Genomic DNA, 16,589 nt, shown 5'->3' on the forward strand with positions numbered 1-16,589 from the left:
TTATGGTGTTTTCTATAAAGACGTTCTTGAATTGTATGAATTCGTTCACGAAATGTAATTGAAAATACGTAAAAGAACCGTTGAAATATCCTCGTTTCTGATTTATATTATTTATTATGCCCCTGAAACATAGGGAGCGGCACTGCGTAGCAGGGCAAAAATAGTCCACTGGACTATTTTTAGCGAGTCTCCGAGCAGCTGTGCTGCGAAGGTTCAGGGTGACTGTGGGGATAATATGCCAGAGAACAGAAAAATCAAAATTAAAGACGAAACCGACAAGACTCTTTATGAGGTAAAACTTGATGCCTCAACTGAAAACAAAAAAATGAATCCAGTTCTAAAAGGCTTCCTGCTTCTTCTCGCTATTCCTGCCGGCTTCGCTATTGGATATCTGTTATTTAAGTATCTCTAAATCTTCTTTTGAATTAGTCCACACAAAAGTTTATAAAGCATTCCCAAAAGAATTGTTCCAGCAAATACGGCTGCAAAGTAGATTGCAAGATTATAGTGGCCGGTTTTGTAAACTGGAACTCCTCCATACTTATAGAGCAGGAATCTGAAGGCTGTTAAAGGAATCAGATTCATCATATAAGTTTCAAGCGAATACTTTCCAAAGAATCGGCTTATTGGATTTGATACCTTGTATTTAAGCATGATTGTATAAAGCATAACAGGGAACACCATGCTGTAAGGGATTACAAAGAAATAAGTGATTATTTTGTTTCCGATATCGGGACCATTTCCACTGTATTCAGACCACCAGCCGAACTTCATCTGGCCGAAACCGGAAAGAACAAATGTTGCAAAAGTAATTACGAGTACAAGTGCTAATTTGCCCCAGTAGAACTTTTTGAACCATGCGCGGATATTTTCTTCATAGCGGGCAAAAAGCATACCTATTAAAAGAGCAGGGCAGGAATTGATCCACCATTCGCCGGAAATCCACCAGACCTGCTGCTGTGCCCACCATTTTTTATACAATGGACTTGATGGTGAAAGCCACCAGTTTTTAGGACCTGCCCACCAGGCGAAATGTCCGCTGATACAGAATATCATTCCCAAAAGCAGAATTACTGCTGCCATAAGAATATAACAAACTTTACGGTTTTTAATATGCTTAAAGAACAGATAGAAGACTGTATAAAGTATTGCTGCAATGATAGGGTACCATGCGTATGGATTCATCATTGAAACACCAATGATATTTGTAATCCACTGTACTGGAGCAAAACGTTCACCGCTGGCTGCACGAAGAATTCCGTAGATCAAAATGCTGACGTAATATGGTATTACGAGTGCTTTTAAGACTCGTTTCTTCATAAAGCCGTTCAGATAATCAGGTTTTGTTTCAAGACTTTTGATAAGACCATAACCTGAACAGAAAAAGAAGATTGCAACAAAGAGGAACCCGGCATTTACGAATATGCTGAGTTCTCCAGCTTTTCCATAGCCTCCAGCCTGCTGGAATCCATTTTCCTGTGAAATGTGATGGAGAATTACTCCAATGGCAGCAAAGCCGCGCAAGGATTTCATGGAATCCAGAGAAGATGAATCTTCATGAAATTGTTCTTTTTTGAAACCGGCGAATTTTCCGCCCCAGATAAACAGCGCAACTATCAGCGCGTATACAGTGTAAGTCAGGTACATTTTTAGCCTCACAATTTTTAATATATGTAAAAATTATAAGGCATAAAATGCTGTTACGAAAGTTTTATTTTTCGAAAATGATTACATTCCAGGAAAGAGGTTTTACTTTGAGAGATGCAATACCATTTTCAGTTTTTACGCTGCATGATTCTGGAGCCTTCCAGTCGTTACCAAAGCTGCTCTTGGCTTCAAAGTCTTTGCTGAACATTTCGTAACTTGTACAGCTCTTAAAGCCTTCGAATCCACGGACATCAAGGTCAAGCGGATATTCTTCGGTTTCGTTGCGGTTGATAACAAAGACTGCGAGGCGGCCCTGTTTTTCATCCCATGCACAGGCGCTGTCTATATAGTTTACATTGTTCTTGCCTGTGTACTGAGATGTGTCATCAATTGCGTAGCCTGGCATATCAAAGGTTTCTGAATCAACTATGGTCTGAAGGGAAGTTCCTCGTGCGTAATCAATCAACTGGCGGAAAGCATGGTGTGTTGCTGCCTTCCAAACATGGTCATGATTTGCTGTTGCAAGAGCATTAAGACCGCCGGTCATACAGCCGATTTTTACACGGTCTGCGTGGCGAAGGAGTGCAAGCTGAATTGAAGTCATGCTGAGGAGTTTCATCATATCTCCGCCAGGGAATTCGCGTTCCGGCATATTGTCCGGGTCGTGACGAATATATTTTCGTTCCGGATCAAACTTGTAATGAACGCGTGCCATGTTGTATGGACCATAACCCGGATTCAGTTCGCTGAAAGGACGAGGGAATGCGCCGTATTCATCAAAAGAAATATTTACTTTGCGTGGTGAACGGTGCTTTGCCTGAATGTAGTCAAGCATTGCTGCTTCTGTATTGATGAAGTCTTCGTAATAGAGAGAGCCGCCGAGCAGTGAAAGTGTGTCGCCCGGCTTTGCAATGTGATAGTGATGAAGGGCAAGATAGTCTACTGTGTCGTAGCACTGGTCCATTACTTTTGCTTCCCATTCAGGATAGTGGTCCATAAATGAAGCAGAAGAGCCGCATACTACAGTTTCGATGGTTTCATCAATCCACTTCATAGCCTTTGAGGTTTCGTGGCAGAGAGTTCCGTAACCGGTAGGATTCTTTTCCCATGAGCCGAGCTGCCAGTGTCCGTCCATTTCGTTTCCAAGACACCAGGTTTTGACACCGTAAGGTTTTTCGTGTCCGTATTTACGGCGGAGGTCTGACCAGTAAGTTCCGCCTTCGTGATTTGTATATTCAATGCAGTCCATTGCATCCTGCAATGTTCCGGTTCCAAGGTTTACGGTGTAAATTGGAGCTGTTCCAACTTTTTCTGCCCACTGAAGATATTCGTCATGACCGACATCATTTGGAATATACTGATGCCATGCCGGGTCAAGATGCGCCTTGCGGCCTTCCATTGGACCAATTGAGTCTTTCCACTGCCATGCAGAAACAAAGTTACCGCCCGGCATGCGTACAGCAGGAAGTCCTGTTTCCTTAAGGGCATTTATAAAGTCTGTACGGAAGCCCTGTGAGTCTGCAGTTGGATGTTTTGGATTATACATTGTACCATTTACCATGTTTCCGATTGGTTCCAGGAATGCAGAAAAAAGGCGGGGAGAAATCTCACCGATAGTGAATTTTGGATGAATTGTGATTCTAGCTTTTTTTGACATTTTATAATCTCCTGATTTAATAGTAAAACGTTTAACGGAAAATAATATAACATTACTCTATTTTAATTGAAAAATATGAGGAGGAATAAGCGGGGGATTTTAAGGGGGTGTCCCCCTTAGGAGAGAGGGTAGGCCGCAACGAAGTGCGGCCGAGGGGGAGGCTTCCCCCTTCATATTTATTTTACAGAATTATTTCCTGTGCTTATTTTCTTAATCCATTTTTCGCTGCGAAGGCGGATGACGCACCAGAAGGTTTTTACGATATCATCGGCTTTGAGGGCGACGTAAATCCAGAAGGCTGGCCAGTGGAAGACAAAGCCGGCGAGGCAGCCAAGAGGAATTGAAAGGACCCACAAAAAGACGTTGTCGGCGAGCATGAGCATTTTTGTGTCGCCACCACCGCGCAGAACTCCTTTTGTCATGATGCTGTTTGTGGCGCGGAAGATTATGATTAAGCTGATTGCTGCCATGAGCTGGCCTGCAATGTTTACTGTTTCTTCACTGACATTGTAGGTGGAAATTATCGGCTTGCTTACTGCCATGATAAAGATTGCTGAAAGGGCTCCGAGTGCAAAACCGAGGCCGAGGAACATCCAGCCCTGCTGCATTGTTTTCTTTTTGTCGCCGAGACCGAGTGTCTGGCCTGTAACGATGGCACCGGCCTGAGATACTCCCTGAATTACAACTGTGCTGAGCTGCTGGGTAACGCTTGTTATTGCGTTGGCTGCTACAAAGGCGGCTCCAAGGTGACCGATAACCATTGCAACGGAGTTATTTCCAATTGCAAGAATTGCGTCGCTTACAAGAACCGGAATACTGATTCTGATATATTCACCGAGAAGAGAGCCTGTTTTCATAAAGAGATCGCGCAGGCGGAACTGGATGTTTTTATCTTTAAAGAAAAGATAGCCCAGGATCATTGCGGCTTCAAAAAGGCGGGCTATCAGTGTTCCAAGTGCAGCACCGGCTACTTCCATACGGGGTGCGCCGAACTTTCCGAAAATAAATGCATAATTGGCGCCAAGGTTTACAAAAAACGCACCTATGGAAACGTATAGTGGCAGGCGTACTTGTCCTACGCTTCGAAGTACGATCGTAGAAACCAGGGAAGTTCCAAGGAAGAAATAGGTGATTACAGACCAGCGGAAATAGATATCTCCAAGGCGGATAATCTCTTCGTCGCTGGTGTACATCTTCATAAGAAGGCTTGGCATTGCTAAGGTTGCAATTGCAAAAAGGGCTGCGAGACCAACGGTAATACGGAGCATAAGGCAGACTGTCTGTTTTAGTGCGCGGCCTGCTTCTTCTTCGTGCCCATCGGCTGCTTTTTTCATTCCCCAGTAGCGGGAAACGAGAACCGAAGCTCCCATTCCAAGTCCCATACAGAAGATATGATAGATGCTGATAAATGAGTTTGCTAAAGAGGTGGCCGAAAGCGCATTTTCTCCAAGGCTTCCGACCATGATTGTATCGAGCATATTTACGCCGATACTGATAAGACTCTGTAGTGCAATAGGTAAAGCGAGTGCAAAAACACTTTTGTAGAATTTTGGTTCGTTTTGGAAGAGTTTCATAGAGGCTTCATCATAAAACGTTTTACATTATTCTACAAGACGGTGTTTTTCCCAGCGGCGGCTCTTCCATCTCCAGAGCATTACGAGACCTCGGGTTGTTTCATCTGTACCAATTCCAAGCCAGAAGCCTACGAGTCCAAGGCCGCATTTAATTCCAAGAATATAGCTTAAGAGAACCTGAACTGTCCAGTTCGAGAAGATTCCGTATAATACCGGGAATCGTACGTCTCCAGAACCTTTGAGTCCGCCGATATAAATCAGATTCAGCGAGCGGCCAAATTCAATATAAGCTGAGTAAAGAAGAAGTGTGCTTACAAGTGCGTGAACTTCCGGAATTTTGGTAAAAATACCGATTACAGGATTCTTTATCAGATTGACTATTACAATCATTATCATTGAACAGGCTGTGGCTACAAGCTGATAGCGGAAAACCTTTTTGTATACAACATCATTCTGATGAGCACCAACAAAGTATCCTGACTTAATCTGGGTAGCCTGTCCAATCGCAATTGCTGCAACGAATACAAAGCGCAGAATTGTCATTGTGTAAACCTGGGCAGACATGGCATAAGTTCCAAGTGTAGAAATCATTGCCATAACTGTAATCTGGCTTACGTTGTAAGAAAGGCTTTCTCCTGCTGTTGGAACACCTACTTTCAAAACAAGTTTAAATGCTTCGCGTGGAACTTTTGTAATTCCGTGTATGTGGAAAATTACATCGCGGCGACGGCGGATAAAGAAGAAGAAAAGGATGCAGGAAACAAGCATTGCAAGACCTGAAGCACCTGCAACACCAGGAACACCGAGAACAGGAAGTCCGAACCAGCCGTAAAGTGAAAGTGCATTACCAAGGACATTTGTAAGGTTTGCAGCTATAGAAACAATCATTGCTTCTGTTGTGTAGCCGTAGCTGCGGAGAATTGCTCCCTGAAGAAGACTGAATGCATTAAAGAAACAGCAGCAGCCGCCATAAATTACAAAGTACTGCCATGCATAATGGCGTACTGATTCTTCAAGCTGATAGCGTCCAAGGAGCCATCCTGTCCCAAAAATAACAAGGGCTGTAAGCAGGAGTGAGATAAAGAAAACCATGATTGCACCAGCCTGGGCAATGTGATTTAATTCATCATTTGATTTTTCTGCACCAAGGTACTGTGCAAGAACAATTGAACAACCTGTTCCAATTACTGAAAAAATAATTGTAAGGAAGAATACATACTGAGAAACAAGACCTACAGCGGCAACTGCTTCATTGCTGTAAGAACTGAGCATCATTGTATCAACAGAAGAAACTAAAATTCTGAAAAACTGCTCCATTGCGATAGGCAGTGTTAGTTTGAGCATCGGCAAGGCGCCGCGATTCTTATTCTGTGCCATAATTGCATTGTATATTGTTGAAAAATTCGTAAATTGTCAAATTCTATAAAAAATTAGTATGATTTCGCCCTTTGTATTGATGAATAGAAACAAAAAATCCGATATAATATAGTAGGAAACTTTCGGTGGCTGCAAAGTCTGTTATGTCATTCAGCCAGTGCACCCGGATGTTTTCAAAGGTATAACATTATTTTCTAAAAGGTGGAAAAATGACTTTCAGTTCAGTTCTTGATTCCATTGATGGAATCGTGTGGGGAATCCCTACAATCGTCCTTATTCTTGCCACAGGTCTTATCCTGACAATCCGTGCACGTGGCATTCAGTTCACAAAGTTTGGTCGTGCCTTCAGATCAATCTTTAAGGAAAATGAAGGTAAAGGTGAGCTTTCAGGCTTTGCAGCCCTCTGTACAGCACTTTCAGCAACAATCGGTACCGGTAATATTGTTGGTGTAGCAACAGCGCTTGTAGCTGGTGGTCCAGGTGCTCTCTTCTGGATGTGGATTGCCGCTATTCTCGGTACTGCTACAAAATATGCAGAATGTATGCTTGCTATTAAATATCGTGAAGTAAGCCCAGATGGACACGTTCTTGGTGGACCTTTCTATACAATCGAAAAAGGTATGGGCCCTAAGTGGAAGTGGCTTGCAGTTCTCTTTGCCGTATTCGGAGCACTTGCCGGTATCATGGGTATTGGTACAATGACTCAGATTAACGGTATCACTTCTGCAGTAAACAACGCATTTGACCCTAACAGCACAAATATCGCTTTCTCAATTGGTGAGCACAGTTACACATGGGCAACTGTAATTGCCGGTGCAGTTGTAACAATCTGTACAGCACTCGTTGTAATTGGTGGTATTAAGCGTATTTCAAAAGTTGCAGAAAAAGTTGTTCCTGCAATGGCTGTTATTTATGTATTCCTCGGACTCTCAATCCTCATTATGAACGCAATGAAGATTCCTGGAGCTTTTGCTTTGATTTTCAAGAGTGCATTCGGATGGAAGGCTGTAGGTGCCGGAGCTATGGGATTTGTATTCAAGCAGATTACAGATTCTATGCAGAAGGGTATTGCACGCGGTATCTTCTCTAACGAGGCTGGTCTTGGTTCTGCACCAATCGCAGCTTCTGCTGTTCAGACAAACGAGCCTGTAGAGCAGGGACTTGTAAACATGACAGGTACAATCATTGATACACTCATCATCTGTACAATGACTGGTCTGGCAATTGTAATTGCTTTCTATGGTGATATCATTGGTGGTGTTGCAGAATGGAATGCTGGTGCTCAGGGTGCTGTTCTTACTGCTGCTGCTTTCTCAAAGGTACTTGGTGGTGACGGACATTCTGTTCAGTTCCTTCTTATGCTCTGTCTTGCATTCTTTGCTTTCACAACAATTCTTGGATGGGACTACTACTCAGAAAAATGTCTTGAATATCTTACAAAGGGAAAGATGGGACCTGTAAAGGCTTACCGCTGGCTCTACATTCTTGCAGTTGCTATCGGACCATACTTCACTGTTAATGCAGTATTTACAATTGCTGATATCTTCAACGGATTGATGGCAATTCCTAACTGTATTGCACTTATCGTTCTTAGCGGAGTAGTTGCTAAAGAGACAAAGGCATACTTCGAAAAGTATCCGACACTTTAATAAACTTCCTCGCCGTTCATATAAATCTTATTTCTACCATCAGTTTTGGCGAGGTATAGATTTTCATCGGCGATTTTAAGAGTCCTGTTGTAATCTTTGCAGAAGGAAGCAATTCCAGCTGAGATTGTAACAGGATTTCCTTTTACAATAAAATGCATCCTTACATCATTCATAACATGTTTGAATAATTCCAGTGTTACGTTATCTGGAAGTCTGGAAAGAATTACGAATTCTTCTCCGCCATAACGGTAAAGTTCAAATTCATTCGAACAGTATTTTAATACGATATTAGAAAGCATTATTAAAGCTTCATCGCCAATCTGATGGCCATAGGTATCGTTTATATTCTTAAAAAAATCAATGTCATAAATAATGGCACAGCTAAAACCCTGCTCAGCACGATTGTCGAGTGAACGGCGGTTATAAAGCCCTGTTAAATCATCTCTTGAGGAAAGCTCTTTATAGCGTTTTTCGGATTCTTCAAGTTCTGCATTCTGCCGTATAAACTGTTTCGAAACAAGATAACAAACATAGAAAAGGAAGATATAAGTTGCAGTAAATGCGGCACTGGTTTGAAGCAGGCTGAGATTTGGCATGATTGCTCTGCCGGGGAAATAAGGAGCTTTAAAGGTTAGAACAAAAAGCAGGTTGTAATATATTAAGTTAGAAACAGGCAGGGCGTGGCTTAATTTATTGATAGGAACCGAAAATCCATAATAGATAGGAATAATCATCATGTAATATGGAAAGCCACATATAAAATTTCCGGTTGCAATGTACATTGCGGTGAAAGAAACAAAACCCGAAAAGGTGATGGCAACTGCATTAAATTTCGCATATCGTTTCTTTTTGAAGCATAAATAGTAAAAAATTCCAATAAGAATAAACGTACAAAAGAAACAAACTCCTGCTGAAATAATGAAATTTTCTGCTTTTGATATCTTAGTAAATCCTGTAATCAATGAAACTACAGAACCTCCAAAATTTGCAGATATTCCAAAATATCCCAAAATTAATGCGAGTTGCTTGGAAAAAGTTGAATCTCTCATAGTCTGTTAATAGTATTTATATCTCGCGGACCCCATCTCCGCTTGAACAGGCAAAGAATCCTCCTTCGTAGCCTACCACTTTACTGTAGCCTGTCTGTACATTTTTTATAAAATCTTCTGTACAGTCTTTATGAACGAGTGCTATTGCACACCCACCAAAACCGGCTCCTGTCATACGGGCTCCGATACAACCAGGTTGTTTGCTGGCCACTTCAACGAGAGTGTCCAGCTCAATACCTGTAACCTCGTAGTCATCGCGAAGCGAGTTGTGTGATTCATAGAGCAATTGACCGAGTTCTTCCAGCTTGTCGGCGCGGAGCGCTGCAACGGCGCGGAGTACTCTGTCGTTTTCTGTAACGCAGTGGCGTACGCGGCGGTAAATTACTTCATCTTTAATAGCTGAGCCTGCAGTTGCAAAAACGTCTGGTGTAATACTGCAGAGGTCTGGTACATTAAGACCTGCGGCCTGTAATGTGGCAAGACCTTCTTCGCACTGAGAGCGTCTTTCGTTGTATTTTGAATCAGCAAGTTTACGCTGCTTCTTTGTGTTCATGACAACAAAGCGATAGTCTCCAAGATTAAGAGGTACATATTCATGTTCAATTTTTGCACAATCAAGAAGTTCTGCTGTATCTTTTTTTCCTGTTGCGATGATGTACTGATCCATAATTCCGCAGTTTACGTTCATAAATTCATGTTCACTCTGCTGACCCATGAGTGCAATGTCTTTACGGCTGGTATTGAAGCCGAATGTTTCACTTACAGCCCAGGCAAAGCCGCATTCAAGAGCAGATGAAGATGAAATTCCACCTGCACTAGGAACATTACTTGCAACAAGAACTTCGAAACCGCAAGGGAAGGTAAGTCCGCGTTTTTTCATGCAGCTTAAGATTCCGTTCAAAAAGTTTGCGTAGTCATTTGCCTTATCAAATTTAAAATCATCATTAACATCAAAAGTATAAGTTCCTGGGAAAAATAAATCATTATAGATGATTTTTGTGTCTGTACGTTTGCGGATAGCACAGTAAAGATAACGGTCGATGGCGGCAGGGAATACAAAGCCTCCGTTGTAATCAATGTGTTCACCAATTATATTGATGCGGGCAGGAGAAGCGAACATACGGATTTCTCCATTAGTATCGCGTCCAGCTTCTGCAGCCTGATACACTTCAATAAAATTCTCTTTTAAAAGTTCTGGTGTTACATCAAATTTCTCTTTCATATTAACAGATAACCTTTCCTTCTTTGTTCTTGATTCTTACTATATAGTCTTCCAATGAGTTCAGCGGGGTATCAAACTCCATTCCGCCGACTGCCATTGTGCCTTCAGTTTTTTCTTCCTGTGCAAAAGCAATGTTGTGAATATCTGAACCGCTGGTCATAGGAAAATCGTAGGTTTTTGCATAGGCAAGAGCCAGCACGTTTTGATCCGGAGTATTTCCGCCGTTGTAGACTTCAACTCCGTGAATCTCGCGCGGATGAATGTGAATTGCATTGATATAGCCGCGGAGTCTGAATGGATGTGCCTGAATCATAAGACCGCCTTCGCGGTTTACGGCATCAAAAAGTTCTCGGTGATTCATTGTTTCAATTTCCGGATGATCAAAAAGCCAGTTTTTATCCAGTCCGTAAATCAGATAGTCATCTCCGGAAAAAGTCTGTTCAATTCCAAAGAAAACCTTGAAATTACCGCCGTCGGCAGCATTTTGTTTCTTTGCTTCAGCGAGAGCATTTTCATAGCCGGCACAATACTGTTCGATTCTTGTATGCCAGTCCAGTTCAAAAGAAACTGCTGTATTACCACCGAAAAAGTGGTCGGTAACAAAAATACCATCATAGCCCAGTTTCTTATAAACTGAAATATATTCTGCACCTTTGGAAGAACCACAGGCGCTTGCTTCACTTGTATGGAGATGAGTTTCGTATTTAAATGTTTTCATAATACTGTTAAGTATAAATGTTTTGTTAGGAAATATCAAACACTTAGGTCATAATAAGTCTATAATATGTCTGGATTAAGTTTTCAGAAGGCCTATTTCCCCTCATCATTCTTTTTGATATTATTATCTTATGGACAAAACAGTTTATATTATTGGACATAGAAATCCTGATACCGATGCTGTAGTTTCGGCTGTCGGTTATGCAACTCTGAAAAATCTTCTGGGCTATTCTGAATATAAGGCCGCCCGTGCCGGTCACTTGAATCCTCAGACCGCATATATATTTGAAAAATTCGGCATTCAGCGTCCTGAATATCTTCCTGACCTTGTTCCAAAGGTAAAATATTTTATGCAGGATAAGGTTGAAACTGTTACGGCTGATGTTTCTGTCTGGGAAGCAATTGCACGTATGGAAAAAACTGAAACCCGTGTATTGCCGGTTGTTGATGGAGAAGGCCGTTATCAGTCGCTTCTGCATTATTCAGGTTTTGCAAAAGGTGTACTTACAATTCTTAATCCGGAAAAGAAACATCGTTTTTCTACAAGCATCAGTCTGATTCAGAAAACTTTAAACGCACAGCCGATTTATATTTCAGGTGATGCAGATAAAAACTTCAATGCTTCAATTCACGTTGGATCTTCTTCTACAGAAAGTTTTGAAAAACGTCTTGAAGCGCATGCCAGTGAAGACATTGTTGTTATTTCTTCTGACCGCGAAGACATTCAGCGCATCTGTATTGAGCATAAGGTTAAGCTGCTTATCACAACTTCAAACTGTGTAATTGATAAAAAGCTCCGCGAACTTGCAGAAGCAAACGGTGTTTCTGTAATTGTGAGCCCTTACTCAACATCTCCAACTTCCATGCTCATTGCTTACTCTATGCCTGTTTCTGCAATGGGTGATAAGGAGATTATTACAGTTCATGCAAATGATACAATTTCTAAGATTAAGGAAATTCTGAAAAATGCTCACTGTAAGTATCTTCCTGTTGTTGATGATGAAAATAAAGTTATAGGAATGATTTCTGAACACGATTTGATGAAGGAACCGAATGTAGAAGTTATTCTTGTAGACCATAATGAAATCACGCAGGCGGTTGAAGGCATAGAGCATTATAAGATTCAGGAAGTAATTGACCATCACCGTATCGGTTCAATTCCGACTAAAAATCCGATTACTTTTATTAACCGTCCGGTTGGTTCTACTTCAACACAGATTGCAGGACTTTATAAAGAATACAGAATCCCTATTCCTAAGGATGTGGCTTCTCTGCTGCTGTGCGGTATTTTGTCTGATACTTTGATTTTGCAGTCGGCTACTGTAACAGATACAGACCGTGATATGGCAGAATATCTTTCAAGCATTACAGACCTCGACATTAAGGATCTTGGAAACGAGATTCTTATGGCAGGAAGTAAGGTTGGCGGAAGACCTGCCGGAGAAATTATCCATCAGGATATGAAAGAATATTCAGAGGGTAAACTTACATATACTGCAAGTCAGATTGAAGTCGGAAATCCTCAGGAAATTCTGGACCGCAAGGCTGAGTTTATGGAAGAGCTCGCGGTTGAACGTCGTGCAAACAAAGGCCTTTTTGCGTGTCTGCTTGTTACTGATATTACGAAATTGTCGAGTGTACTTTTGATTGACTGTGACCCGAAGTTCGTTCAGTTTATTACATTCCCGAAACTGGATGACGGTGTATATTACCTGCAGGATGTTGTAAGCCGTAAAAAGCAGCTTATTCCTTTAATCACCGAGCAGGTTTTGAACTACAGCGCATAGTCTTTTATATACTGTTCTATCGGAAGTTCGGCGCCGTTATGATGGACGTAAAGTTCTTTTTGAATAATGGAGCCGTTCTTTCCGATGTATAATTCAAGCACCGGTTCGAGTTCATTAAAATCATTGTTATTCATGGAATCTACAATCAGAGCATATTCTTCCTGCAGATAGTATGCATCTGCTGTTTTCTGTATATTCGCAAGTTTAAAGCCGGTTTTGTTTTCTGCATCCTTAATATCATCATCATTCAGATTAAGCTGTACGTAGCGGCCTTTGAGCGGATGGAACGGATCGTACGCAGTACAGCGGACTCTTACAATTGTATCATTCTTTTTTGCATAGCTTCTGACCGCAGCGGCTTTTATAAACATAACGGCAATTACCGAAAGCTGAAAAACAATCAGAATTGAAAGTGCGATAATCTTTTTTCTATTCATTTTTTTCTCTCCTTTTTGTCATCAGGATATTCATAATCAGAAGAATTGCTCCCATAGAAATTAAAGTGATTCCCTGTACACTAAGTCCATATCCTGATGAGAAGAATCTTATCATCAGCATGAGGCCGAAATATACTGTACTGAGGTTTGCTGTCTTGAGCGAATTATTTTTATAGGCAAGATAAAAGTAATAAACACAGAAAAGCAGAACCAGTGGAAAAGAGAGCAGTACGGAAAATTTATCATCCATAAAGGTGAGGCTTATTACAAGTGCTGGAGTGAGAAAAACAGCCGAGTTAAACAGATGCCGATTTCTGATTAACTGAATCAGATAGTAAATGGCAGTGGCTCCCATAATAATCATACAGCTGATGATAAAGAAATTTTTTGCAATATGATTATGATTTCCTTCGCAGGCATTTCGCAGTGATGTTTCGTAAAAGAGTACGATGCCTGTTGTGATTGTATAAATTCCTTTTGCAGGAGAACTGTTTTTTGTCTGTGCAAAATAGTGAATGACTGCGGCTGTTATAGAGATTAAGAAAAAGACTCCAGCTGCAATATTTGTTCCGTCTGTGTTTAGATAAGAGACAAAGAAGTATATTAGAGAAATTGCAGGATAGTACAGGTATTCATTTTTCCTGAACAACAGAATAAAAATACAGGCTGCAATAAGATTCAAAATTATCAGGATTTCAGAAATCAACTGTATTGGTTCAGCTTTGCACATGAATGCGATGGCAAAAATTACAGTTGCGAAAATAAGGTTTATGATGATATCCAGATTTTGCAGGAACAGTTTGAGATTTTTCTTTGCCAGAATAATGTAAAGTGTGAGACCGAAAATGGCAGCTGGTGTGAAACAGATTAAAATGTATGTTTCAATTCCGGTACTGTCGAAGAGAATCGATTCTGGATATCTTGCAAGAATTGTTGTTCCAAGAAGGAAGACGGCGGATACAATTCGTGTAATCGATAAAATCTGTTTACTGGTATCGTTCAGCTTGAAGTCTTCTCTCCATAGGAAAACTCCGGAAGTGAAGAGAATTATTGAACTTATCAGATATAGGATGGTTGTTGAGAACTCATGTGATATAAATGAAATCACAAAATAAAGAACTGCAGAAAGTGCATAGAAGGCGTATTCGTAACGACCGGATCTGATTATGTAAACGCATGAAGTTATGAGATTTATGGCAATCATAAATTCCAGAATCAGCAGTATGATTTTTTCATCACAAAGATAAGCTACAGAAAGTATAACTGCGGTCACCAGAGTATTTACGATGATGTCGATGTTCAACAGGAATTCTTTGAAATTCTTTTTTGCAAAGAGACCGCACATAAGAAGTCCGAAAACTGCAACAGGTGCAAATCCAAAGAGAATGAAATGATCAAGACCTTCGTTCTTATACAGAATTGACCCGGTGTTACGGGCAAGAAGAATTGTGGAAAACAGAATTATTACAGCAGCAACTCTTACAAGAATAAGGCAGTTTTTTGTCTCTGCTGTTGTGTTGAAATTGTTTTTCCACAGGAAACTTCCGGTTGCAAAAATCAGGATTAAACACAGAAGATACAGAATCGAAGTTCCGTGTTCTGGATTCATAAGTGACAAAACAAAGAATGCTATGGAAAGTCCGGTATTTAGCAGCAATTTATAATCTTGTTTTTTGATTGCGATGGTCGAATAATACATGAAGTTCAGGACCGCAAAAATTCTGATTATTAAATCAATGGCGGTTTTATCTGCCTCGTTTGCGGCTGCAATGGAAACTACACCAAAAATCAGATTGATGATTATATCAAGATTTTTGAGGAAGCTTCTCAGATTTTTCTTTGCATATAAAACGAAAAGTGTAGTTCCTGCAATTGCGGCCGGAGTGTAAGCGAAGAAACCGATAAGCGGTGCTTTTGAAAGTTTATAGAAATTTGAATCCGGAACAAGGCTCATGAATGCGGGAATAAAAAACAGTATTGCTGAGAGAACCCGCGTTGTAATCAGAGTAACTGAAGTTTCGTCTGTATCTGAAAAATCATTTTTCCAAAGAATAACTGCGATTGTGAAAATTGTAATAATTGTAAACGAATAATACAGAGAAACTGAAAGTTCATTTATTTTTAATAACTGGAGGATAAGGAATGCCAGAAAAAGCCAGCTGAGTTTATGTTTCTTTTTTGAATACAGTACGAACATTGCCATTGTATACAGAACCATCAGGGTGAAAGGAGAGATAAGGATTCTGTACCACTCGGAAAGCGGGGCTGTTAATAAAATCTCTGTTTGTTTTGGGAACAGAGCGTTCAGACCGAGAATAAATGGAATCAGATAGACCAGATTTTCAAAATTTAGTTTTTCGTTATTTCTGATTTTCTTTATAAACGGAATGACAACTCCCTGCACATAAAAGCCCGCAGAAATTAATCCGATTATTCCAAGTTCAATGCTTTTTATAGCGATTACATATTTTTTGTCCGTAAGGCGATAACCCGTGATGTGAATGGTTGAGACGTAAATTGATATAATGGAAGCTAAAGCAATGATTATTATTCTCATGTAAGAATACGGAACTTCTGAGTCTTTTTTTTGAAGGAAAATGTAGCCGATTGAAGCGTATGAGAAAACTAAAATCATGTTCCTTATATTTCCGTTGATGAACATATGGTTGACGCGGATAACATAAAATACAAAGCCTAGAATTAAAAGCGGAATGACTTTTTTCTTTGATTTTCTTGCGGCAAAGTATAAGGTAACTAAAAGAGGATACAGTAGTATTGCAGAAGAGCTGTCCATACTAATAAAACCAAAAATCAGGATAAACAACATAGAAAGATAGAAGGTTGTATATGCGGAAAAAAGTAATGTTATGATTATGGTAGAAAGAGTCCACACAAACATAAAGGATGAACTGTCCCCCGGAAACTTAAATATCTGGGAAACAAAGGCAACCATTGAACCGAATAAAAGCGCCCAGAACAGAGAGTAACTTTCACGGACTTTTAAGACTGAGGCTTTTCCGGTTTTCAAAAGAATTATTCCTGCAATTTGTGCTCCGGCTAAAAGAAGAATTGCCGTTACAGCTTTTGCCATACGTGGAATTGCAGCCCAGTTGTAGGCAATAAGTGAGATGATTCCAAAGGAAATTAAAACACTTGCAATTATTGTAAGGATTATAGAAACAGACAGTTTTGATGTTTTCTTTGCACGTACTGGGGCTGGGGAATGAACTGGCGCAGTAACTTGCTCTGATTTATTTGATGGTTTTTGAATGGTGGTAAGTTCTGAAAATGCAGGATCAAGATTTTGTGGAGGTGTGGCCTCTGTTTTAGGGGCAGGTGGTTTTTCGAGTTCTGCCAGTTTATTGATATAATATTCATTCAGACTGTGCGCAATCTGAGCCGAAATGATTCCTTTCTCAGTAAGAATGGGAATCTCTTTGATGAACCATTTTATAAACTTTTCTTCCATATAA

The 16,589-nt window shown here is 40.5% G+C and carries 12 protein-coding genes; 3 read left to right on the top strand and 9 right to left on the bottom strand.

The window, feature by feature from the left end; all coding sequences use genetic code 11:
* Positions 1-235 precede the first annotated feature (235 nt).
* Complete coding sequence (locus AABJ44_RS02790) at positions 236-412, top strand: hypothetical protein (protein ID WP_177177711.1); 177 nt, start codon at positions 236-238, stop codon at positions 410-412.
* Here the strand turns inward: AABJ44_RS02790 and AABJ44_RS02795 are convergent.
* From AABJ44_RS02795 to AABJ44_RS02810, 4 genes are all read right to left on the bottom strand, one after another.
* Entirely contained in the window at positions 409-1,647 is a 1,239-nt protein-coding gene (locus AABJ44_RS02795; protein ID WP_338370347.1) for an acyltransferase family protein, read from the bottom strand. The genes AABJ44_RS02790 and AABJ44_RS02795 overlap by 4 nt on opposite strands.
* A 64-nt stretch (positions 1,648-1,711) precedes the next feature.
* A complete protein-coding gene (locus AABJ44_RS02800; RefSeq protein WP_338370348.1) occupies positions 1,712-3,304 on the bottom strand; it encodes an alpha-L-arabinofuranosidase C-terminal domain-containing protein in 1,593 nt (530 codons plus the stop codon).
* A 176-nt stretch (positions 3,305-3,480) separates the two neighbouring features.
* The gene (locus AABJ44_RS02805; RefSeq protein WP_338370349.1) at positions 3,481-4,878 is read right to left on the bottom strand and encodes an MATE family efflux transporter; all 1,398 of its coding nucleotides are present in this window, start codon (positions 4,876-4,878) and stop codon (positions 3,481-3,483) included.
* A 27-nt stretch (positions 4,879-4,905) separates the two neighbouring features.
* Entirely contained in the window at positions 4,906-6,255 is a 1,350-nt protein-coding gene (locus AABJ44_RS02810) for an MATE family efflux transporter (RefSeq protein ID WP_338370350.1), read from the bottom strand.
* A 209-nt stretch (positions 6,256-6,464) separates the two neighbouring features.
* Here AABJ44_RS02810 and AABJ44_RS02815 point away from each other — a divergent pair, with 209 nt between their 5' ends.
* A complete protein-coding gene (locus AABJ44_RS02815; protein WP_074641162.1) occupies positions 6,465-7,904 on the top strand; it encodes an alanine/glycine:cation symporter family protein in 1,440 nt (479 codons plus the stop codon).
* On the opposite strand, the gene AABJ44_RS02820 is transcribed toward AABJ44_RS02815, so the two are convergent.
* From AABJ44_RS02820 to AABJ44_RS02830, 3 genes are read right to left on the bottom strand one after another with little or no spacing between them, the layout of a single operon-like run.
* Positions 7,901-8,953 (bottom strand): GGDEF domain-containing protein, encoded by a 1,053-nt coding sequence (locus AABJ44_RS02820; protein WP_338370351.1) that lies wholly within the window; start codon positions 8,951-8,953, stop codon positions 7,901-7,903. The two genes, AABJ44_RS02815 and AABJ44_RS02820, sit on opposite strands and share 4 nt — an antisense overlap.
* 16 nt (positions 8,954-8,969) lie before the next feature.
* On the bottom strand, positions 8,970-10,175 hold the full coding sequence (locus AABJ44_RS02825) for a galactokinase (protein WP_338370352.1): 1,206 nt from the start codon (positions 10,173-10,175) through the stop codon (positions 8,970-8,972).
* A 1-nt stretch (position 10,176) separates the two neighbouring features.
* On the bottom strand, positions 10,177-10,893 hold the full coding sequence (locus tag AABJ44_RS02830; protein WP_338370353.1) for a histidinol-phosphatase: 717 nt from the start codon (positions 10,891-10,893) through the stop codon (positions 10,177-10,179).
* 130 nt (positions 10,894-11,023) lie between these two features.
* Here AABJ44_RS02830 and AABJ44_RS02835 point away from each other — a divergent pair, with 130 nt between their 5' ends.
* Positions 11,024-12,679, top strand: coding sequence for a putative manganese-dependent inorganic diphosphatase (locus AABJ44_RS02835; protein ID WP_338370354.1), 1,656 nt, complete (start codon positions 11,024-11,026; stop codon positions 12,677-12,679).
* On the opposite strand, the gene AABJ44_RS02840 is transcribed toward AABJ44_RS02835, so the two are convergent.
* Together AABJ44_RS02840 and AABJ44_RS02845 are read right to left on the bottom strand one after the other, a co-directional pair.
* A complete protein-coding gene (locus tag AABJ44_RS02840; RefSeq protein WP_338370355.1) occupies positions 12,667-13,116 on the bottom strand; it encodes a hypothetical protein in 450 nt (149 codons plus the stop codon). The two genes, AABJ44_RS02835 and AABJ44_RS02840, sit on opposite strands and share 13 nt — an antisense overlap.
* A complete protein-coding gene (locus AABJ44_RS02845) occupies positions 13,109-16,585 on the bottom strand; it encodes a DUF2157 domain-containing protein (protein WP_338370356.1) in 3,477 nt (1,158 codons plus the stop codon). Before AABJ44_RS02845 ends, AABJ44_RS02840 begins: the two co-directional genes overlap by 8 nt.
* Positions 16,586-16,589 lie beyond the last annotated feature (4 nt).

The organism is Treponema bryantii, from assembly GCF_036492245.1.
GTDB lineage: Bacteria > Spirochaetota > Spirochaetia > Treponematales > Treponemataceae > Treponema_D > Treponema_D bryantii_C.